Raw genomic sequence first — 21,309 nt, 5'->3', positions numbered from 1 at the left:
GGAGGCCCTTCCCATGCGTGTCGTGATAGCCGAGGACTCGGTCCTGTTGCGGGCAGGCGTCCAAAGCCTCCTCGCCGACGTCGGCATCGAGACCGCCGCCGCCGTCGACAACGGCGACGCCCTGCTGGACGCCGTCCGCGAACACAAACCGGACCTGGTGATAGCCGACGTCCGCATGCCCCCCACCTTCACCGACGAGGGCGTCCGCGCCGCCCTCGCCGCCCGCCGTGAGTTCCCCGGCCTCCCGGTCCTGGTTGTCTCCCAGTACGTCGAGGGCAGCTACGCCGTCGACCTGGTGGCGGGCGGCACGGCGGGCGTGGGGTATCTGTTGAAGGAACGCGTGGCCGACGTGGCCGACTTCCTGGAGGCCGTCCGCCGCGTCGCGGGGGGCGGTTCGGCCATCGACCCGGACGTCATCGCCCAGATGCTCTCCCGCAGCCGAGACCCCCTGGACGCGCTGACGGCCCGGGAGAAGGAAGTGTTGGGCCTGATGGCACAGGGCCTGTCGAACACCGCCGTGGCCAAGGCCCTGACGGTGACCCAGGGCGCCGTGGAGAACCACATCAGCAACATCTTCGCCAAACTCGGCCTGGAAGCCAGCCGCGACCAGAACCGCCGCATCCGCGCCGTCCTCACCTACCTGGACAGCACCGCCACCCGCACCTGACCGCCTGTTGGCGGTTCCCGAAGCACCAACCCGAAAGGCGGCAGGCCATGCCCACCCGCACCGACAACTGGCTACGCCGCTTCCACGCCTCCTCCGAGGCGAAGGCGAGACTCATCTGTCTCCCCCACGCGGGCGGCTCGGCAACCTTCTACTTCCCGGTCTCCCGCGCCCTGGCTCCCCACATCGAAGTGCTGGCCGTGCAGTACCCAGGCCGCCAAGACCGCCGCCACGAGCCGTTCCTCACCACCATCGACACCTTCGCCGAGCAGATCGCCACCCTGCTCCAAGACCGCCGAGACCTCCCCCTGGCCCTCTTCGGCCACAGCATGGGCGCGATGATCGCCTACGAGACCGCCCGCCGCCTCGAACACGCGGACATCCCGCTCACGACCCTGTTCCTCTCCGGCTGCCGCGCCCCGTCCCGACACCGCCCCGAAGGCGTCCACACCCGCGACGACCAAGGCGTCATGGCCGAGATGCGCCGTCTGGGCGGCACCGAGACGGACCTCCTCGGCGACGACGAGGTCGCCCGCATGGTCCTCCCCGTGCTACGCAACGACTTCCGCGCCGTGGAGACCTACCGCTACGAACCCGGCCTCCCCCTGAGCGCCGATATTCTCGCGTTCACCGGCACCGACGACCCCATCGCCCCGGTCCCCGACGTCGCCCACTGGCAGCACCACACGGCGGGCGAGTTCGAGATGGTCACGCTCGCGGGCGGCCACTTCTTCCTCACCCGCCACCAAGAGGTGATCCTGCGCCACCTCACCGACCGTCTACAGGAGCCTGCCCACGCCTGACCGGGTCGGCCGCCGAGGCGGCCGACCCGCCGCACTCAAGCCTTGGCGACCAGCACCGGCTCCCCGGACACCAACCGGTCGAGCAGCGCCTCACCGTCGATCCGGTCGCCGTCGAAGACCTCGGGCACCAGCAGCTCGCTCACCGGCACCCCACTGTCCGCCACGGTCGCCGCCCCGAGCTCCGCATAGGACGGCGCCACCAGGCTCCCCGCGAGCGTGCCCCCGACCTCGTCCGGCGCGCACTCGCCGTTCCACACCTGCACGGCCGCGCGCAGGTCACCCCGGAACACCAGGTACTTGTCCGTGTACTCCCCGAACACGACGTCCAGGCTCGTGTTCCCGGTGACGATGACCTTCGGGTCGCAGGTGGTGTAGAACCCCTGTGCGCGCAGATCCCCGAGGACGACCAGGGCCGCCGCGCCGTCGTCGAAGTCGTAGACACCACCGGAGACGGTCAGGTCGCCATCGACGATGAAGCCGATGTCCCAGTCCTCGCCCCAGGGGTGCTCCTCCCCCTGGTTGAGCGGAAAACTCCCGTCCACGGTCGCGTTGCCCGTGTACAGGATGTACTCCCCCTCGTACAGGTTCTGCCAGATCTCCTTGGACAGCCCCCGCTGCTCGAACAGCGCGACAGCCTCGTCCCATGTCACAGTCCGTGTGCTCACAGCCGGACGATAGCCGAACGCCTTCCTGTGGCGATCACGAGATCCCGAGCAGGGTCTACAGCGCGGCGTCCGTCCCCCGCAGACCGCCCTGCGCCCCGGAATCAGGCAGCGACCAAGGCCCGATGGAATTACTCACCGCATTGGGCGGCGCGGGCGTATCCGTGGCAATCGGATTCCCCAACTGCGCATTCAACCAATCCAGAATCTGCGGCAGATGCGCCTGTACGGCCCCCAGATTATGCCCGGCAGCCGGAAACACCCAGGTGGTCAACTCCACCGGCGGCGCGGCGGCAGCCCGCAACCGATCCAGCGCGGCCTTCTCCTCGCCGGAAGCCTCATCCGCGGTAGCCAACAACCGAAGCGGCGCAGGATGTTCCCGAAGCGCCGCGGACACGTCATTGGCGTGCCGGATGTCCTCACGCCCCCGGAACAGATCCCCGGTCTGCGCGTCCTTCGCCGCAGTGTCATACCCGCTCATACTGACCGCCACCGAGAACCACTGCGGATGCCGCACGGCCAGGTTCAACGCGCAGTAACCACCCGACGACCACCCGGTGAGCGCCCATCCCTCACGATCCGTACGAACGGCGAGTGTCCGGTTGGCCCACGACCGGATATCGGCCGAGAGATAGGTGTCGTTGGCCGTACCACCGACCGCGTCCACGCACTCCGAGTCGTGGGTCATCCGGGGCTCGCCATTGTAGTCGGGCACGATCACCACGGTGGGCGGCATCTGCCGGGACGCGATCTTGCGGTCGAGCAGGTCCGGCAGGCCGTAGAGGGTGGTGACCTGCCGGGGTTCGCCGGGGAAGTGCGGGATCCACTCGATCACCGGGAACCGGAACCCCCGGTACTCCGGCGCGGTGTAGCCGACCGGCAGGTAGACGTCCACGTCCCGGGTGATGCCGGTGCGCCTGCCGGTGACCGTCAGGTGCAGCATCGACCCGTGCCCGCTCGCCGCCCGGTCGGTCACCGTGGACAGTGCCCGGCCGAGATCGCGCCCGTCCGGCCCGGCGTCCGCGACCGTCCCCTCGCCGGGGTTGGGCGAGGTCCCGATCAGCGACCCGAGCGTCGGGTAGAAGCTCCCGGCCGCGTTCACCCCGAGCCCGCACGCCGCCACCACCATCGCCACGGCGAGCACGGTGGTGAGCACCCGGCCGAGCACCAGCCGCCGCCACCGGTCCCACCGCCACGGAACCATGGCGACCGCGACGACGGCGACAATCGCGGCGCCGAGAACGACACCGGTGGTGTCGATCCGAATGGTGGAAGCGTGCACCCGGCCGAGTGTAGCCGGCGCCGGGTGCCGAAAATGGGGGTTGCCTCGTGTGTCGATCGCCATTCGGAAAACTTCCGCACCGACCGATCGGACGGGCAACCCGGCTGCCCTTTCGGTTCTCCCGCCAATCCGCGCGCGGTCCACGAGCCACTGTCCACAGGGTGCACCCGATCGTGCACCCTCCGCCATTACCCGGGAGTACACCGCCGTTTACCGGACCTTTGACAAAGCGATCCCCACGTCCGAAGAATCGGTTTCGTTGCCTGTTGTGACGTATCACTCGCCTATTGCCACAAGGTCCGTTTACCGCCTCGAATGCCACAATCTCCGCACAGTGTAAGCAACTAACCACCCAGGCAAACAGTCCGTCTATCCGCTACGACGCGGACGGGAGAGCAGACGCGTGACGCAGGCACCGCAGGCGAGCGCGACCGTGGACAACCAGGGCATCAGGAGGACGACCACAGCGGACAGGCCGACACCGACCACCGCCAGGAACGCCAGTTTCAGCACCGGCCGCCAGGAGTCGTGCCGGACCGCGTCCCACACGTCGTGCGCGAGCCGCCAGCCGGGCGGGTCCGTCGCCTTCCCGGGCATGGTTCAGTCGGGTATCGCGGCGGCGAGGACCAGGTGCATGGCGTGCGACCAGAGCAGCGGGGTGGCGACCGGGCCCCATTTCGCCACCCACGGCACGACCATTTCCGTGTCCTGCGGGTAGTCGACCGTCTGTTCGGGCAGTTCGTCCGCCTCGGTGAACGCCTCCTCGACCCAGCGCAGCCGCGCGCGAGCGGTCTCCATATCGCCGGTCTCGGCGTGGTACCAGCCCAGCCAGGCGGTCGACAGGACCCACTCGCCACCGCCGTAATAGGTGTCGCCCCGGTATCGGAACACTCCCCCGGTCGGTCCGGTCAGCTCATCGGCGATCCGCTGCGCGGTGCGCACCATGACGGGTTCGTCGGCGGGGACCACGCGCAACGGAGTGGACAACCACAACAACGACGCGTCCACCCCGTCGGTCGCGTCGTGCTTCACGAACGAGCCGTCCCGCACGTGCTCGCCCAGCAGCTCGCGCAGCCCCGCGGCCGCGATGGCGGAGTCCTCGTCGGACAGCAGCTCCGCCGCGCCGGTCAGCCCGGCGATCACCGACCCGAGGGTGGCCGTGTGCCTGCGGTCCCCGTACTCCTCCCAACAGTCGTAACAGGACGCGGCGCCGTTCTCCCGCAGGTAGCGGGCCACCAGCCGGGCGGCGTCGAGTTCCGTCCCGGTCGGCGGGTGCCCGGTGCGCGCGTGCTCGGCGAGCGCCCACAGCCAGGTGCCGTAGCCGTCCAGCTGGAAGTTCGGCCACGGCTCGTCGCCCGGGTCCTCGATCCGCCCGTCGAGCGTGTACCGGGTGGGCGGTTCGACCACCCGGGACGCGCCGAACAGCTCGGCATGGTCGAGCACACAGCGTGCCGCGAACCGGTGGAACCGTCCCGCACTGTCCCATTTGTCATACAACCCCAGCGCGTACGCGCACCAGGCGCCGTCACGCAGCCACGCGTAGCGGTAGGTGGGGAAGGTCGGGCACGCCACGTAGGCACCACTGTCGTGCTGCCCGGCCAGGATCACCTCGATGCTCCGGTCGACGTGGGTCACGTCATCCTCCGTCCGGTAACCCGGGGGCGACGAACGCGCGCGAGCGCACCAGGTGCTCGATGGCCAGGCAGGCTGCCCCGGTAGCCCACCTGACCTGGTCGACCGGCACGGGAACGAGATCGCAGTCGACGCGCGCGGTGGAGAACGAATGCCCGCGCCAGGCCGTTTCCAACGCGGGTTCGAACAGGTCGTACTCCGTCATGCCCTCGCCGGACAGGATGATCCGTTCGAGGTTCAGCAGATTGCCGAGCACGGCCAGCGCCCGACCGACCGCGGTACCCGTGTCCGCGAAGACCCGGCGTGCGGCGGGATCGCCGTCCCTGGCCATCCGCACCAGGTGCGCGAACGACCGACAGGCGACGCCCTGCTCCCGGACCGCCCGCACCATCCCGTCCCGGGACGCCACCGCCTCAAGACAGCCCCGGTTCCCACAAGTACACAGTGGACCGTCGGGGAACAGCGGCAGATGTCCGATCTCCCCGGCCAACCCGGCCACCCCGACGTGCGGCTCGCCCCCCAGCACCAACCCGCAGCCGACGCCGACGCCGACCGTGACCACGGCGAACGACCGCATCCCGCGCCCCGCGCCGAACCACAGCTCCGCCACCGCCAACGCGTTCACGTCGTTGTCGACCACCACCGGCACCCCGACCTCGTCGGCCAGCCGGTCCGCGATCTCGACATCCCGCCAGCCCAGCAGGCCGGACCACACGCACACCCCACCGTCGACATGCCCGCCGAGCCCGACCCCGACGCCCGCGACCGGCGCCCCCTCGGCCCGGAACTCCGCGCACAGCTCCCCGACCGCCCGGATCGCCACTTCCGGATCCGAGCTGTCGAGCGCGCGCGACCCGGACCGCAGAACCCGGGAGTCCATGTCCGTGAGCACCCCGGTGACCCGTCGCGGCGCGAGCTTGACCCCCACGACCACACTCCGGTCCCGCCGCACGGCCAACATCCGCCGAGGCCGCCCCGGCCCGCCCTGGGCGACGCCCGCGCCCACCTCCTCAAGCACACCCGACTCCAACAACGGCGCCACGACCTTGGTGACCCGCGACGGCGACAGCCCGGTCCGCTCGGACAACTGCGCCCGCGAGATCTCCCCGGCACTCAGGATCACCGCCACCAACCGACTCTTCGCGTCGTCCCCCACCGCCATGGCCACCTCCCGGTTGAATAGTGTCCCCAGGAAACTAACCCGGGCAACCCCGCTCCCCCGATCGGCCGAACACCCCGTCGCCGCCATGGCCGTCCCGCACCCCTGATCCGTCCGATATGGACTGTCGACCCGAAGCTCGCCTTCGCGACGAACGACACGCGGGCGGGAGTTCCTCGGCCACGGCGCACGATGGGATGAAGTAGCCGTGACCCTGCGCGACCGCGACCCACTCCATAGAACCCCGAACAACTCCGGGCGAGGGAGCCGACGTCAGCGAAAGCACCCGCTCTGGTCCCATCGGACGAGGTCAGGGACATGGATGGGGTAAGCGCCCACGCACAGCACGCCAAGCACAACAATGGTGACCATCGTCACCGGCGGTTACCGTGCCAGACGGGAGCGAGGAGGCCCGCGTCGGGAGGAGATCGCCGTGGCCTGGCTGCTGTTCACGCTCGGTCGGTGGTGTTTCCGGCACCGGTGGCCGGTCATCGCGATCTGGGTCGTGGTGTTGGCGGGGACCGGGGTGGGTTCCGCGACGCTCGCCGGGACCACCAAGGACTCGTTCGACATGCCGGGCCTGGAGTCGACCCAGGCGTTCGCGCTGATCAAGGAGCGGTCACCGGACGCCAGCAGCGACGGCGCGACCGCGCGGATCGTCATGCAGGCGCCCGCCGGGCAGCGGCTGACCGACCAGGGACCGCGAGCACGGGTCGAGGCCGCGTTGAAGACCGTCACCACTCCCCATGTGAGCTACGCGGCAAGTCCGTTCGACACCGGCGCGATCGCGGGCGACGAGCGGACCGGTTACGCCACCGTGGGATACGACCGCCAGGCCATGGACCTCGACGCGGCCGACAAGTCCGCCATGGACGACGCCGTGCGGCAGCTCAAGGACGCGGGCCTGGTCGCGGCCGTCGGCGGCGACGCGTTCCCCGACCAGGGCGAGGCACCGGCGTCGGAGGCGGTCGGCGTGCTGATCGCCCTGGTGGTGCTGGCGATCACGTTCGGCTCGCTGCTGGCCGCGGGCATGCCGCTGCTGACCGCGCTGATCGGGGTCGGCATCGGGATCACCGGCATCACCACGCTGACCGGGTTCATCGAGCTGAGCTCCACCACGCCCGCGCTGGCCACCATGCTCGGCCTCGCCGTCGGCATCGACTACGCCCTGTTCATCATGTCCCGCTACCAGCACGAGGTCCGCGCAGGCCGCTCCCGCGCGGACGCGGCGGGCGTCGCCATCGGCACAGCGGGCTCGGCGGTCGTGTTCGCGGGCCTGACCGTGATCATCGCCCTGGTCGGCCTCGCCGTCTGCGGCATCACCTTCCTCACCGAGATGGGCCTGGCCGCGGCTGCCACGGTCGCGGTCGCCGTCCTGATCGCGTTGACCCTGCTACCCGCCATCGTCAGCCTCGGCGGCCTGCGGGTCGCCCGCGCGCGCAAGGGCCTCATCCGTCCCGCGCACCAACCGGGCGACACCGAGCACAAGACGTTCGGCAGGCGCTGGGGCGAGTTCGTCGTGCGGCACCGGGTGGTGGCGTTGATCGCCGGTCTGGCGGCGGCGGTCGTCATCGCCGTTCCCGTGCTGTCCCTGGAACTCGCCCTCCCCGACGACAGCACCGCCCCGGCCGACAGCGGCCGCAGGCAGGCCTACGACCTGATCTCCACCAACTTCGGCGCGGGCGCCAACGGCCCGCTCACCATCGTGGTCGACACCCGCGGCGCGGCCGACCCGGTGGCCGCGGTGGACCGCGCCGTGACCACCGTCCGCAGCGTCAAGACCGACATCGCCGCCGTCGAACCCCCGGTCGACACCACCGACCCCGCCTCGGTGGACCGCCTCCGCAAACAGCTCGCGGCGGTCGACTTCACCATCATCTCGGTCATGCCCAGCAGCGGCCCCGCCGACGTCGCCACCAAGGACCTGGTCGCCACCCTGCGCGCCGCCTTCGCCACGCTCCCGGCCCAGACCGGCGCCCGCGCCCTGGTCACCGGCACCACGGCGGTCGGCGTCGACATCGCCGACAGCCTGATCGACGTCTTCCCGACTTATCTGGTCGTGGTCGTCGGCCTGGCGTTCGTCCTGCTGATCCTGGTGTTCCGCTCGCTGCTGGTCCCGCTGAAGGCCGCCCTCGGCTTCCTGCTCTCGATCGGCATCGCACTCGGCGCCACGGTCGCGGTCTTCCAGTGGGGCTGGCTGTCGGGCCTGCTCGGCATCGAGGCGACGGCACCGGTCGTGTTCATCCTGCCGGTGCTGCTGACCGGCATCCTGTTCGGCCTGGCCATGGACTACGAGGTCTTCCTGGTCACCCGCATCCGCGAGGAACACGTCCACGGCGCCCGCGCCCACCCCGCCATCACCAACGGCTTCGCGCACAGCGCCCGCGTCGTCACCGCCGCCGCCATCATCATGATGGGCGTCTTCGCGGGCTTCGCCGCAAGCAACGCGATCATCCTGCAGACGATCGGTTTCGCCCTCACCGTCGGCGTACTGGCCGACGCGTTCCTCGTGCGAATGACCATCGTCCCCGCCATCATGGCCATCATCGGCGAACGCATGTGGTGGCTCCCGAAATGGCTGGACCGCGCCCTCCCCAACCTGGACATCGAGGGCGACTCACTGAAAACCCAGGTCCCCGGCCAACGCACCGACGCCACACCCATACCGAAACACGACAACGTCCGCTCCTGAGCAGACGGCGTAGGCGGCGCACCGCCAACGGCGGCCTGGGCAACGACACCTGCACCGTCGACACCGGAGACACCACTACCGGCTGCCGATGCCACTGTGGTGTGGTGGCCGCAAAACTCGGCCACCACACCACCACATCCTCAAGCACCCAGCGTCGCGTGCTCGTGGAACCAGCGCAGTGTGTCGCGGAACTCCCGCCGTGCCAACGGGTCCGCCAGCACGGACAGTGCGAACGATGGACGCAGCTCGGTCTTCGCGCGCGGGATCGACACCCCCGGCATCCGGTTGAGCCGCGTGCGCAGCTCCTCCCGCAGTGCCGGATCCGTGAACGGCGGGCGGACGCGCAGGTGCTGGAACACGATCTCCACCCGACCGGTCGCCGGATAGAGGACCACGGGCCAGATGTTGCCGTTCTCGTGGTCACGCCCACGCGCGAACAGGAAGCAGGACGTCTCGGTGCGCGCCGTGCCGAGTTCCACCCAGCCGCCCAGCTCGATCCACCCTTCGACCACTTCATCGACCGCCGCGCAGACCTCGTCCGACGCCGACGCCGTCAGCTGCTCCTCGAACCGGCCGCCGAGCCGGTCGAAGTCGTCGTCCGGTTCCGCGTGCTCCTCCAGGTCGACCCCGACCAACTCGGCGAGGTCATCGAGGGTGAACCGCTGGTCGCGCGCCGCGCGTCCACGCTCGTCGAAGACGACGCCCTCGGCACTCAGCAACCCGGCCGGGTCGTCGGTGCGCCCGGGGTCGACCCAGGCGAAGTTCGGCGACACCGTCCCCCCGACCTGCAGCACCCGGTGCGCGTTGGGCGCCCACTCCGACGCGAGCCGCGCCCCGACCGCGATCGGGTGGCTGCCGATGACGGCGGCCAGGTCGCCGTAGGTCGTCCAGGCGCCTGCCGGGAGGGCGGCCAACACGGCGTTCATCAGGTCCCAGGCGGGTTCGGCGTCCTTGCCGACGCTGGTCGGCCCCGGCCAGGTCTTGGTCACCGCCGTGGCCAGCCGGTCGGCGCGGGCCCGGATCGACCCCGGTCCCCAGGTCGCGGCGCGGGCGATCTCGTGGTTCATGGCCAGGCCGCTGTCGGCCAGGTGCTTCCGCTTGTCCTCGAACGACTTGTTGCCGAGTCGCGCGTTGTACCCGGTGAGCGTGAGGTTCCCGATCGTGTGCAGCACGGCTTGGTGGACCTGCTCGTAGGTCTCCCCCTCGGCCAGCTCCGCGCCGACCGCGCGCTCCCACTCGTCAGTGGAGGTCTGCGGGAGCACGTGTTCGATGGTCAGGGTGGTGAAGTCGACCGGTTCGCGGCTGCCGTAGGTCTCCTCCAGCCAGCGCAGCACCAACGCGCGCTGGTTGGGGCGACCGTTCAGGTAGAAGGGAACGGTGTGCACGGCAGTGCGGACTTCCTGGTCCGTTGCGTAGTACTTGCGCCCACTGGACAGGTAGCGGTGCACCGCCTGATCCACGGGAACGTCGTCGGCCATCTCGGTGACGGTGGACAACAGCACGCGGTTCACGTTCGCGGTCGCGCGGCCGATCAGCAGCCTGCGCACGAAGAAGCTCTCCACGTGCAGCATCGCCGTGGCGATCTCCTCCGAGGTGGCGGTACTCGCGGACCGACGGTCGAGTAGGTGCAACAGCAGCGGGTAGACGGTGGTCGTGCCCCAGTCCTTGAGCCTGCTCAGCCGCGTGCGGACTGTCTGGTTCTCCTCGCCAGTGGGATCGAGCACGAGTCCCAGCAGTGTGCCCAGCCTGTTGAACCGCTCGACCTCGGCGACGATCTCGTCCTCGGTCCGCAGCCGTTCGAGCCGTCGCTGCTGACCGGCGTAGACGTCCGTCTGCTTCACGCGCGGGTCGCGGTGCACGAGATCCAACCAGAACAACAGCTCCAGGTCTTTACCGCTCAACCGGTCCTGCAACGGCAGCCACAGCGACCGGTACACCTCCTCCCCGCGCGTGGGCAGGCGCATGAACAGGTAGTTGCGCAGCAGGTCGGCCTGGGTCAGCCGCAGGCCGGTGTTGTTGAGCGACTCGAAGATGCGGTAGGCGTTGTCGCCGTGCTGCGTGGTGACCGAGACCAGCGCGAGCCCGGAGATGACCGCGTCCTCGACCTGCTCGACGCCCACGCCCGACTCGTCCAGCCGCTCGACCTCGGCGCCGAAGAAGCGGTACGCGAACCCGACCGGGTCGGCACCACCCGCCTGGGGTGTGCCGTCCACGCACGCGAGGTAGGCATCGGCGTCGGCCTGCGTCGGCACGAGCTTGAGTCGCTGGGGTTCCTTCTTCCAGGGATTCACGAGGTACTGCTGGTTGATCCGGTCGCGGTGGCCGGGCTCCTCGGCGCGGGCGCGGTGGTCACGGATCGCGCAGAGCAGCAGGGTCAGCGTGGTCAACCGCTGCTGGCCGTCGACCACGAGGTACTCGGACACCCCGGCGGGCCCGTTGGCCGGGCTGGGCGCGAGCACCACCGAACCGATGAAATGCGTGGCGTCGGGCTGGTCCAGCCGGTCACCGGCGAGGTGGACGACGTCCTCCCACAACCGGACCAGCTGGTCCCGGTCCCACGAGTAGGTCCGCTGGTACAGCGGGACCCGATACTGCTTGGACCCTTCCAGCAACTCCTGCAACGACGTCTCACGCGCAACCACCATGCCGCCGCATCCTAGTGGTGCGACCCACTAGCGGGTGCCCCCGATCCGCCTTACATTGTCCACAAAGGACCTAATGGGCCCCGAGCGCGTCGACGGCGATCTTCGCGGCGCGGGCCACGAACGGCCTGGTGCGGTCGCCGTCGTGGTCGTTCGGGGCCGTGAAGACGGCGACCAGCCAGGGGGCGCCGTTCGGCGGCCAGGTGATGGCGACGTTGTTGACCTGGCCCTGTGCTCCCGAGCCGCTCTTGTCGCCGGTGCGCCAGCCGGTGGGCAGGGCCGCGCGGACGAGATCCTTGCCGGTGGTGCTGTCGACCATCCACCCGATCAGCCGGTCCTTGCCCGGTTGGGTGAGGCCGTCCGCCAGGAGCAGCTTGCCGAGCGTCCGGGTGATCCGGGTCGGCGTGGTCGTGTCCCGCTCGTCGCCCGGCGCGGCGACGTTGAGATCGGGTTCGACGCGGTCCAGCCGGGTGATGGTGTCGCCGAGGGAGCGGACGAAGGCGGTGACCCCGGCTGGCCCGCCGACGAGGTCGAACAGCAGGTTGTCGGCGGTGTTGTCGCTGACCTCGACGGCGGCCGCGCACAGGTCGGCGACCGTCATACCGGTGTCGACGTGCCGACCGGTGATCGGCGCGTACTCCAGCAGGCGCGAACGGTCATACCGGATGAGCTGGCCGAGAAGAGCGGACTCGGTCTCCGCGCGGTGCAGGATGTTCGCGGCGACCAGGGGCTTGTGCGTGGAACAGGACAGGAACAGCTCATCCGCGCGATGCCCGGCGGAGCGCCCGGTACCGGTGTCGATCGCGTACACGCCCAGCCTGCCCCCGAGCTCGGCCTCCAACGCCACCAACGCATCGGGCTCCGTCATGGCGGGCGTCGTCGTACCCCCGGTCGATGTGACCACAACGGACTGTTCGACGGCGCAACCCGCGACCAACGCAAGCCCGCCGAACAACGCGGCCCGGCGCGGAATCTCGTTCATGGCACCCCCAGTGCTCGTGGACGATCTCGCCCCAGGCTACCCCGACCCGGGTGAGATCACGCGCCACCGGGCCGGACCCGCGACCACGGCCCTTACTGTCGGGACCGAGAACGCTGGAGAACCGGAGGAGAACCGTTGCCGCTCACCCACTCCCACCTCGGCGACTCCCATGTGCTCGCCCTGGTCGGCGAAATAGACCTGCACACGGCCCCGGACTACCGCGACGCCCTGGCCTGCGCCGCCGTGCCGCGCGGGGCTCCGGTGATCATCGACCTGCGGGGGCTGGGATTCCTCGGCATCGCGGGAGTCCGGGTGCTGGTGGAGTTCGCCCGGAACCGAGAAGACGTGTCCTTACTGGTCGCCCCCGGAAGCCTGGCCTGGCGAGTACTCGAAATCTGCGAGACGGACCTACCAATCCTGAGCGACCCGATCCCGACCCACCTCTGACCCACTCCCACGCCGCCCCGCCAGTCGGATGCCCCTCCGCACCCCGCCAATCCATCCCACACCCACGTGATCCCTCGCCGAACCCCAGACGACCCACCCCACCGGCCGCCCCCAAACCGCCGACCCAGTTGATCATCGCGGGGCGTGCGACGACCGCGTTCGCGGTAATCACCTTGGCGGGCAGCAGGTGGGGAGCGTCCGGCCGCAGGAGTCATCCACAAGCGGCCCGAACCATCCACAGCCCGAAGCAGCGGCTTTCGCGGTGTTCGGCCACGCGAATACGTTCGTCTCAAGGAAGGACGACGGACCAGGGGGATGAGATGTCCACAATGGAGAGGTACCGCCGTGGGCCAACCCGGCCCACGGCGGCGATGATCACTCTCAGGAGCCGAGCTTCTCGGCTCTGCCTGCCAGTGGCATTGTCATCGGAGGCCCCGGGCCGCAGCGACCATGTTTCGGAGGGCGGGTTCCACCTCGGCGTAGCCGCGGGTCTTCAGGCCGCAGTCGGGATTCACCCACAGGCGGTCGGCAGGCACGGCCGTGAGAGCGGCCCGCAATCGGTGGACGAGTTCGTCCTCCGGAGGGACCCGGGGCGAGTGGATGTCGTAGACGCCAGGGCCGACGCCGCGGCTGAAGCCGATGGCGGCCAGGTCGGTCAGGACCTCCATGTCCGAGCGGGCGGCCTCCAGGGTGGTGACGTCCGCGTCCAGGCCGTCGATGGCGGTGATGATCTCGCCGAACTCCGAGTAGCAGAGGTGGGTGTGGATCTGCGTGGCGGCCGCCGCGCCCCCGGTCGCCAGGCGGAAGGCGCCGACGGCCCAGTCGAGGTAGGGCTTGTGGTGGTGTTCGCGGAGCGGGAGGGTCTCGCGCAGGGCCGGTTCGTCGACCTGGATGACGCGCAGGCCGAGGGCCTCCAGGTCGGCGATCTCGTCGCGGAGGGCGAGGGCGACCTGGTCGGCGGTGTCGGACAACGGCTGGTCGTCGCGTACGAACGACCAGGCCAGGATCGTGACCGGGCCGGTCAGCATGCCCTTCACCGGGCGCGCTGTCAGCGACTGGGCGTAGGCGCTCCACCTGGTGGTCATCGGGGCCGGGCGGGTGACGTCGCCGTGCAGGATCGGGGGACGGACGCAGCGGGAGCCGTAGGACTGGACCCAGCCGTGCGCGGTGTGGGCGAAGCCGTCGAGGCGTTCGGCGAAGTACTGCACCATGTCGTTGCGCTCGGGTTCGCCGTGCACCAGGACGTCCAGCCCGGTGTCCTCCTGCACGCGGATGACCCGCTCGATCTCGGCGCGCATCAGCGCGTCGTAGCCGTCCTGGTCGATCGTGCCCCTGGCCAGGTCGGCGCGGGCGCGGCGGACCTCGGGGGTCTGCGGGAACGAGCCGATCGTCGTGGTGGCCAACGGCGGCAGGCCCAGTCCTGCCTGGGCCTCGACCCGCTCGGCATACGGCGCGCGCGCCCGGTCCGAGGGGCGCAGTTCGGCCAGCCGGGCCCGCACGGTGTCGTCGCGCCGGGCGGTGGCCAGGCCGTGTCGCACCTCCTCGCCCGAGGCGGCGAGCGCGGACGCGACATCGACACCGTCACCGCTGAGGACGCGGCCGAGCAGCACCACCTCCGCGACCTTCTGCCGCGCGAACGCCAACCGGGCGCGCACGGTCGGGTCCAGGTCGGGCTCGGCGTCGAGGTCGTAGGGCACATGCAGGAGCGAGCAGGACGTCGACACCGCCAGCGTGTCCGCGGAACCGAGCAGCGTCGCGCACAACGTGGCGGCGGCGCGCAGGTCGGACCGCCACACGTTGCGGCCGTCGATCACGCCCGCGACCAGGATCTTGTGTTGCAGCCCGGTGATCGTGGGCACCCGGTCGGCGGCCTCGGGCCCGGCGACCAGGTCGACCGCGATCGCCTCCACCGCGGTGTCCGCCAGCACCGGCAGCGCGTCGCCGAGGTCGCCGAAGTAGCTCGCCACCAGCAGGCGTGGGCGCGTGGGCAGCTCGGCGAGCCGGTCGTAGGCGCGGCGCAGCGCGGCCAGGTCGTTGGCGGAGCGGTCGGTGACGAACGCGGGCTCGTCCAGCTGCACCCAGTCGACGCCCGCCTCGGCCAGCCGGGCGAGCAGGTCGGCGTAGGCGTCGAGGAGGTCGTCGAGCAGGTCGAGGGTGCGGAACTCGTCCGGCGAGCCGGGCGCGGGCTTGGCCAGCAGCAGGAACGTCACCGGGCCGAGCAGTACCGGACGGGTGGTCACGCCGAGTGCACGGGCCTCCCGGTAGTCCGCCAGCGGCTTGTCACCGGCGAGGGTGAAGTGCGTGTCCAGGGTCAGTTCCGGGACCAGGTAGTGGTAGTTGGTGTCGAACCACTTCGTGAGTTCCAGCGGCGCGACGTCCGCGGTGCCGCGGGCCATGGCGAAGTAGGTGTCCAACGGGCTCAGTCCGAGGCGGCGATAGCGCTCGGGGATCGCGTCGAACAGGACGGTGGTGTCCAGCACGTGGTCGTAGAAGGAGAACGTGTTGCCGGGGATGGAATCGAGATATCCCAGGTCGCGCCAGGCTCGGGCGCGCAGGTCGGCGGCCGCGGCGTGCAGTGCGGGCTCGTCCAGGGCGCCCGCCCAGTACTTCTCCACCGCGCGCTTGAGTTCCCGGCGCGGGCCGATCCTGGGGTATCCCAGCACGGTGGCGCCGATCGGGTTGTCGTGCACAGCTCTCTCCTCGCGAGCTCGGCCAACGGCCCGAGGGCAGGGGAGAACGCGCGACGGCGTCGCGTAGGCCCTCCCGAGAGGCCCCGGACCAGCGCGTGCCGGGTCGGCACGCGCACCGAGGGCAGGTCTTCGGACTCGTGGGCGCACTGCTCTGACCTACTGGCCGTCGCTTCCCAGGCTCGCGCCCAGTGCTTCGTTGACGGCGGTCGTTCCCACTCACCGCTGCGGGGCAGTCCCGGAATCGCACCGGGTTCCCTGTTGCCTCACCCCGGACGGGGGTGAACCTTCGGCAGGCCCGAGCGTAGTCGACGGCGGTCGGGAGCACCACGATCCGGGAAACCGGCCGAACGGGTGATCACCGTTGGCGACCGGTCGCGCTCCCGTGTCAGGGTGGGGGCGTGTTCGAGATCGGCGCGGCAGGCGCGGAAGACCTGGTGTTGATCGGCGAGTGGGCGCACGAGGAGGGCTGGAACCCCGGTCGGTCCGACGCGCTCGCGTTCGGTGTCGCCGATCCCGGCGGCTTCCTGGTCGGCAGGCTGTCCGGCGATCCGGTGGCCTGCGTGTCGGCGGTGCGGTACGGGGCCGGGTTCGGGTTCATCGGCCTCTACATCGCGCGGCCGCCGGTGCGTGGCCAGGGCTACGGGCTCCGGCTGTGGAACGCGGCGATGACCCGGTTGTCCGGGCGGCTCGTCGGCCTCGACGGGGTGGTGGCGCAGCAGGCGAACTACGCGAAGTCCGGGTTCGTGCGGGCCTGGAACAACGTCCGCTTCGAAGGCGTGCCGTCCACTGTGGATGCCGGGGTGCGGGTGGTCGACGCCCGAGCGGTGCCGTTCGACCGACTGGCCGCCTACGACCGGCGGTTCTTCCCCGCCGAGCGCGACTCGTTCCTGGCCGCCTGGATCGCCATGCCCGACCACATCACCGCCGCGGCCCTACGCGACGGCGAGCTGTGCGGTCTCGCGGTCGCCCGCCCCTGCCGCGGCGTCCCCCGGATCGGCCCGTGGTACGCCGACTCGCCCTCGGTCGCGGCGGCCCTCCTGTCGGCGGTGGGCTCGGGCACGCGTGTGGCGGTGGACGTGCCGGACGCCAACCCGGCCGCGGTGGAGCTGGTCACCGGGATGGGGTTCACGCCCACGTTCGAGGCCGCCCGCATGTACACCGGACCCGCACCCGCGGTCGACCTGTCGAGCCTGTTCGGGGTCGCCAGCCTCGAGCTCGGCTGAAATCATCCACAATAGACCGATGAAACCATTCCGTCGGTGCGGTCGGTGGCGTTGATCTCGCCCAGGAGCCCGCGAGGCGGCCTCGGCGGGCCGCTCGCACCCACTACGGTCGACGACATGACCTCGTCCGGGCCGTGGTGGGCCACCCCGCTCATCGCGCTGGTCGGCACCGTCGGCGGCGTGGTGCTGACGCTGCTGGTCAGCGGGCGGCGGGACGCGCGGTCGCGGTTCGGGGACCGGAAGCGGGTCATCTACGCCGACTTCCTCGGTGCCTGCGACGAGCTCCGGCAGCTGCGGATCTGGCCCGCCGACCAGCCGACCGCGCCGGTCATCGGGCGGATCCGGGCCCAGTCCATGCACACCGTCCTGGTGGCGCACCGGGCGGTGACCGAGGCGCTGTCGGCCGCGGTGGAGGCGGCGGCGCGGCTCGCGGCCGTGGTCGACGAGATCCGGTCCACCAGCACGCCCGGATACGGGGGCGCCGTGGACGAGCGTCGACGCCCCCGGTACACGGAGGCCACGGCGGCGTTCGACGCCGCGTTGAACGAGTTCGTGCGGGTCGCGCGCACCGACATCGACGTGCGCACCGCCTACGCGCCACCGTTCCCCGCGAACCGATGACCGCGAACCGATGACCGGAGTCTGGTCGCGCACGCCGATCGGCGAACCGGCGCGGCGGTGGTCCACGGTGCGGCATTCCCGAACGGTGTTGTTCGTCGTGCACACCGTGGCGTCCGCGAACCGGTTGCTGGATGTCCTGCCCCTGTTCGATTCCGACTTCCGGGTGCGCGTGGTTTTCACGTGCCCGCACGGGTCGACATTGTCGGTGGGGGTGGAGGATTTCCTGCGGGAGTACGAGCTGCCGTCGGTGTCATGGGACCAAGCGCTGGACAGCGCATGGGACCTGGCGATCACAGCCAACACCAGCGGAAACCTGCACGACCTGACGGCGCCGCTGATCGTGCTGTCGCACGGGATCGGCTACAGTAAGACGATTCCGGGAAAGCCGGAAAGCCGGAAAGCCGGAAAGCCGGAAAGCCGGAAAGCCGGAAAGCCGGAAAGCCCGGGAGTCTACGGGCTGTCGCCGCATTCCCTGATCTCGGACGGCCGGGTCGTGCCGGACGCGCTCGTGCTCTCGCATGACGAGCAGGCCGTCCGGCTGGCCGAGTCGGTCCCGGAGGCGGTCGGGGCGGCCTTCCTGGGCGGTGATCCCCGGTTCGACCGCATGATCGCCAGCCGAGGCCGACGAGCGCGGTATCGGCGGGCCTTGGGCGTGCGGGACGGGGAGGCGCTCGCGGTCGTGTCCTCCACCTGGCGGTCGGAGTCCCTGTTCGGCACCTGGCCGGACCTCCTGCGCACACTGCTCGCCGAGCTTCCGGTGGACCGCTATCGCGTCGCGGCCATTCTGCACCCGCACATCTGGTACCGGTACGGCCTCAAGCAGATCCGGCTGTGGCTCGCGGACTGTCTGCGGGCCGGGCTGATCCTCATCCCACCCGCCGAAGGCTGGGCGGCCGCGTTGGTGGCCGCGGACGTGGTGATCGGCGACCACGGCGCGGTGACCGGATACGGGGCGGCATTGGACAAACCCGTGTTGCTGGCGTCATTCCCGGAGGAGGAGGTCGCCCCAGGCACCGCCGTGCGCCTGCTCGGCTCCACCGCTCCCGCCTTGCGCAGGGACCGCAGCCTGCTCACACAGCTCGACCAGGCCCGCGAACGTTACGAATCCGGCACGCACAGGGATATCCGGGCATTCGTCACGTCCGTCCCGGGCGAGGCGGCAGAGCGGTTGCGGCGCCTCTGCTACGAACTGCTGGACCTCCCCGAACCGGAAACTCCCGTTCTGGTTCCACTTCTCCCACTGCCTGTTGCGATTCCCGGCACGGGACAGCACCTGGGTGTCCGGGTGGCGGGCGCGGTGATCGGCGACGAGGTCCACCTGGCGCGGCACCCCGTGGACGCGCTGCTGGGCCGGGCGACGCCGAGACCGATGCTGGACGACGCGCACCTCGTGGCGGTGGCCGACCACCCGATGCCCGCCGTACGCGGCAACGCGGACATCGTCTTCACCCGGGACGTCTTCACCCGGGACGGCGACCCGACCTGGCTCGCCGAGGCCCACGACGCCCACCCGTTCGCCCGGATGGCAGCGGTGGTGCTGGACGAGGCGCGGTGCGTGGTGAGCGTGCGGGGTGGCCCTATCCTGCGTATCGGCAGGGAAAGTGGCGCAGTGGAGGCGCTGGCGGCCGTGTCGGCGCTCTACCTGTGGCTGACCGAGCACGACGAGCCCCCGGACACGCTGACCGTGCGCGCGGGCGATGCGAGCGTGTTCAGCGTCCGCCGCTGAGCCGCGTGTAGAGGTCCAGCAGCCGAGCCCGCTCCTCCTCGGTCGGGTCGTTCTCGATCACCAGGTCCAACGCCTCGGCCTCACCCTGCAAGGATTCGTCCGCCCGAAACAGGGCGGCCACCCGGCGCGCGACCTCGGCCGCCACGGTCGCCCGGCCCAGCGCGGCCAGCGCTTTCGCCTGCACCAGCAGGGGTTTCGCCTGGTTGTCCCGCTCGTTCGTCTGCTCGAAGTACTCGACGGCAGGCTGCGCGGCGGCCTGCACCTCGTCGGCGCGGCCCGCGGCGAGCAGGACCCTGGCGCGTTGCAGGCACAGCAGGGCAAGCATCCGCGGCCGGAGCTCCGCGGGCACCTGGGTCTCGGCCACGTGCCAGGACTGGTCGAAGTACCGCAGCGCCGTCTCGTACTCACCCCTGCGGGCGGCGACCTTGCCGGACCACTCCAGCGCGCTCTGCCTGCCGACCGGGTCCTTCGCCTTCTCCGCCGCCGCACCGGAATCGGCGAACGCCTGGGCCGCGCCCGCCAGCTCATTGGTGGCCAGCAGCGCGGAACCCAGCTGCGAGGTCATCCGCATCACCGCACTCGGGTTGCCCGACTGGATGGCGGCGGCGAGGCCCGCGTGGTGCGTGGTGATCCAGTCGTCGTAGTGGCGGTGCAGGTGGAACAGGCCCCACAGCGCCTCGCAGAGCTGCCAGGTGAGGTCGTGCGCCTGGATCCGTTCGGCGAGCGCGACGGCGGCACGCAGGTTGGGGCGATACTCCTCCAGCCACACCAAAGCTTCGGCACGGGACGGCTGGACGCCGATCGCCTTCCGGCCGTACGCCGGGTTGGTGCGTGGCCGGTCCGACAGGACTCGGTCACGTTTGACGGTCTCGTCGAGGTACCACCGGATCACCCGCTCGGCGGCGGCCCGACGCGCCTCGAACGGCTCGTCCGCGTCGGCCCGCTCCCGCGCGTGCCAGTGCGCGACATCGTGGAACCGCACGAGATCGGCCGACACGAACTCGACGAGCGTGCTCACCGCCAGCCGCGACAACGCGGCCCGCGTCTCCGCCACCGACTCGCCCAGCATCGCGGCGGCGGCCGCCACCGGCACGGTCGACCCCGGGTGCACACCGACGACCAGCCGGTAGGCACGCGCGTCGGCGGCGGCGAGGCGCTGGTAGGCGCGGTCGAAACTGTCGCGGACATAGTCCTGGGACTCCCGGTCCAGCGCACCGACCCCACTGCGCGCCACCTCGCGGATCAGCTCGGGGACCTCCCATTCCGGCGTCCCCGCGATCTGCGCGGCCGTGGTACTGATCGCCAGCGGGTACCCGCCGCACGCCCGCACCAGCGACTCCGGGCGCACGTCGGCGGCCGCGAACCAGTCAGGTCCCAGGGCCCGCTCGAACATGGCGACCCCGTGCTCGTCGGCCAGCGGCTCCACGGCCGCCAGGTCGAACCCTTCCTTGGCAAGCAACCGGATCCGCGACCGCGCGACGACCACCAGCGCCGACCCGGGCGAGTTCAGCAGGAACGGCTTCACCTGCGCGACGCTGACGACCTCCTCCAGCACCAGCAGCAGACTCAGCGAATAGGTATGGCTGCGCAGCCAGTCGCTCCGCGACTCGACCGATACGGGGATGTCATCGCGCGGCACACCGAGGTCGACCAGGACCCCGCTCAACGCCTCCCCCACCGGATCGGCGTTCCGATCGACCGCGTCACCGAGCCGGACCCGCAGCGCCCCGTCGGGAAACCGCGCCGGATCCGCCCAGTACGCCTTCTGCACGACACTGCGCGCCCCGACCCCCGACGGCCCGTGCATCGCCGCCTGGGCAGGCCGCCCTTCCGCCTTCGCGGCCGCGAAACACCCCGTCAGCCAGCCGACCAACGCCTCCCGATCGACGAACCCCCGCGGCGGCGCGGGCAACTGCTGGTGCACAACCACGCCCGACACTCCCCTCGTTCCCCGCGCCGACCCTACACAGCACGCTCACTCCGCGCTGTCGTTCACTCACATCCCCACAAGATCACCCACACGCCGCCTGCCTGCCGGGGGCCTGCCCATGCGTGAACCTATCGGCCCAGGTCAGGACGAGGGA

General features: G+C 70.7%; 16 protein-coding genes and 1 riboswitch. Of the genes, 7 read left to right on the top strand and 9 right to left on the bottom strand.

The window, feature by feature from the left end:
* Window positions 1–13: 13 nt before the first annotated feature.
* The gene (locus C503_RS0106035; RefSeq protein ID WP_018681293.1) at window positions 14–667 is read left to right on the top strand and encodes a response regulator transcription factor; all 654 of its coding nucleotides are present in this window, start codon (window positions 14–16) and stop codon (window positions 665–667) included.
* 47 nt (window positions 668–714) lie between these two features.
* Window positions 715–1,467, top strand: coding sequence for a thioesterase II family protein (locus tag C503_RS0106030; RefSeq protein ID WP_018681292.1), 753 nt, complete (start codon window positions 715–717; stop codon window positions 1,465–1,467).
* Between the two features lie 35 nt (window positions 1,468–1,502).
* On the opposite strand, the gene C503_RS0106025 is transcribed toward C503_RS0106030, so the two are convergent.
* The 5 genes from C503_RS0106025 to C503_RS38200 all read right to left on the bottom strand — a co-directional run bounded on the left by C503_RS0106025 (window position 1,503) and on the right by C503_RS38200 (window position 6,205).
* Window positions 1,503–2,132 carry a hypothetical protein gene (locus tag C503_RS0106025; protein ID WP_018681291.1) on the bottom strand — a complete coding sequence of 210 codons (630 nt, stop codon included), beginning with the start codon at window positions 2,130–2,132 and terminating at the stop codon, window positions 1,503–1,505.
* 55 nt (window positions 2,133–2,187) lie between these two features.
* Window positions 2,188–3,411, bottom strand: coding sequence for an alpha/beta hydrolase (locus C503_RS0106020; RefSeq protein WP_026316006.1), 1,224 nt, complete (start codon window positions 3,409–3,411; stop codon window positions 2,188–2,190).
* Window positions 3,412–3,780: 369 nt separating this feature from the next.
* Window positions 3,781–4,008 (bottom strand): hypothetical protein, encoded by a 228-nt coding sequence (locus C503_RS0106015; RefSeq protein ID WP_018681289.1) that lies wholly within the window; start codon window positions 4,006–4,008, stop codon window positions 3,781–3,783.
* Window positions 4,009–4,011: 3 nt separating this feature from the next.
* The gene (locus C503_RS0106010) at window positions 4,012–5,046 is read right to left on the bottom strand and encodes a glycoside hydrolase family 15 protein (protein ID WP_018681288.1); all 1,035 of its coding nucleotides are present in this window, start codon (window positions 5,044–5,046) and stop codon (window positions 4,012–4,014) included.
* Window position 5,047: 1 nt separating this feature from the next.
* A complete protein-coding gene (locus C503_RS38200) occupies window positions 5,048–6,205 on the bottom strand; it encodes an ROK family transcriptional regulator (protein ID WP_018681287.1) in 1,158 nt (385 codons plus the stop codon).
* A 430-nt stretch (window positions 6,206–6,635) separates the two neighbouring features.
* On the opposite strand from C503_RS38200, the gene C503_RS38195 reads away from it, so the two are divergent.
* Window positions 6,636–8,894, top strand: coding sequence for an MMPL family transporter (locus C503_RS38195; protein ID WP_033400296.1), 2,259 nt, complete (start codon window positions 6,636–6,638; stop codon window positions 8,892–8,894).
* A gap of 140 nt (window positions 8,895–9,034) precedes the next feature.
* Here the strand turns inward: C503_RS38195 and C503_RS0105995 are convergent, their stop codons facing one another.
* Window positions 9,035–11,539, bottom strand: a complete 2,505-nt coding sequence (locus tag C503_RS0105995; RefSeq protein WP_018681285.1) for a GmrSD restriction endonuclease domain-containing protein — start codon at window positions 11,537–11,539, stop codon at window positions 9,035–9,037.
* Window positions 11,540–11,609: 70 nt separating this feature from the next.
* A complete protein-coding gene (bla, locus tag C503_RS0105990; protein ID WP_018681284.1) occupies window positions 11,610–12,518 on the bottom strand; it encodes a class A beta-lactamase in 909 nt (302 codons plus the stop codon).
* Between the two features lie 135 nt (window positions 12,519–12,653).
* Here bla and C503_RS38190 point away from each other — a divergent pair, with 135 nt between their 5' ends.
* A complete protein-coding gene (locus C503_RS38190; protein ID WP_018681283.1) occupies window positions 12,654–12,965 on the top strand; it encodes an STAS domain-containing protein in 312 nt (103 codons plus the stop codon).
* 422 nt (window positions 12,966–13,387) lie between these two features.
* Here C503_RS38190 and metE read toward each other — a convergent pair whose 3' ends face one another.
* Window positions 13,388–15,655 (bottom strand): 5-methyltetrahydropteroyltriglutamate--homocysteine S-methyltransferase, encoded by a 2,268-nt coding sequence (gene metE / locus C503_RS0105980; RefSeq protein ID WP_018681282.1) that lies wholly within the window; start codon window positions 15,653–15,655, stop codon window positions 13,388–13,390.
* A gap of 103 nt (window positions 15,656–15,758) precedes the next feature.
* A riboswitch (cobalamin riboswitch) is annotated at window positions 15,759–15,958 on the bottom strand.
* Between the two features lie 95 nt (window positions 15,959–16,053).
* On the opposite strand from metE, the gene C503_RS0105975 reads away from it, so the two are divergent.
* The 3 genes from C503_RS0105975 to C503_RS38185 all read left to right on the top strand — a co-directional run bounded on the left by C503_RS0105975 (window position 16,054) and on the right by C503_RS38185 (window position 19,225).
* Entirely contained in the window at window positions 16,054–16,878 is an 825-nt protein-coding gene (locus tag C503_RS0105975) for a GNAT family N-acetyltransferase (protein ID WP_018681281.1), read from the top strand.
* A gap of 117 nt (window positions 16,879–16,995) precedes the next feature.
* Window positions 16,996–17,499 (top strand): hypothetical protein, encoded by a 504-nt coding sequence (locus C503_RS0105970; protein ID WP_018681280.1) that lies wholly within the window; start codon window positions 16,996–16,998, stop codon window positions 17,497–17,499.
* Window positions 17,500–17,509: 10 nt separating this feature from the next.
* Complete coding sequence (locus C503_RS38185; RefSeq protein ID WP_018681279.1) at window positions 17,510–19,225, top strand: hypothetical protein; 1,716 nt, start codon at window positions 17,510–17,512, stop codon at window positions 19,223–19,225.
* Here the strand turns inward: C503_RS38185 and C503_RS38180 are convergent.
* The gene (locus tag C503_RS38180; protein ID WP_156893004.1) at window positions 19,209–21,155 is read right to left on the bottom strand and encodes a tetratricopeptide repeat protein; all 1,947 of its coding nucleotides are present in this window, start codon (window positions 21,153–21,155) and stop codon (window positions 19,209–19,211) included. The genes C503_RS38185 and C503_RS38180 overlap by 17 nt on opposite strands.
* Window positions 21,156–21,309 lie beyond the last annotated feature (154 nt).

This window comes from Actinokineospora enzanensis DSM 44649 (assembly GCF_000374445.1).
Lineage (GTDB): Bacteria > Actinomycetota > Actinomycetes > Mycobacteriales > Pseudonocardiaceae > Actinokineospora > Actinokineospora enzanensis.
Note: the sequence above shows the minus strand (reverse complement) of the source record. Positions and strands in the feature narration are given on the sequence as shown.

Coding starts and splice junctions, on each gene's coding strand:
- C503_RS0106030 (WP_018681292.1), top strand. CDS start 715: ATGCCCACCCGCACCGACAACTGGCTACGCCGCTTCCACGCCTCCTCC.
- bla (WP_018681284.1), bottom strand. CDS start 12,518: ATGAACGAGATTCCGCGCCGGGCCGCGTTGTTCGGCGGGCTTGCGTTG.
- C503_RS0106035 (WP_018681293.1), top strand. CDS start 14: ATGCGTGTCGTGATAGCCGAGGACTCGGTCCTGTTGCGGGCAGGCGTC.
- C503_RS0105995 (WP_018681285.1), bottom strand. CDS start 11,539: ATGGTGGTTGCGCGTGAGACGTCGTTGCAGGAGTTGCTGGAAGGGTCC.
- C503_RS38200 (WP_018681287.1), bottom strand. CDS start 6,205: ATGGCGGTGGGGGACGACGCGAAGAGTCGGTTGGTGGCGGTGATCCTG.
- C503_RS0105970 (WP_018681280.1), top strand. CDS start 16,996: ATGACCTCGTCCGGGCCGTGGTGGGCCACCCCGCTCATCGCGCTGGTC.
- C503_RS38185 (WP_018681279.1), top strand. CDS start 17,510: ATGACCGGAGTCTGGTCGCGCACGCCGATCGGCGAACCGGCGCGGCGG.
- C503_RS0106015 (WP_018681289.1), bottom strand. CDS start 4,008: ATGCCCGGGAAGGCGACGGACCCGCCCGGCTGGCGGCTCGCGCACGAC.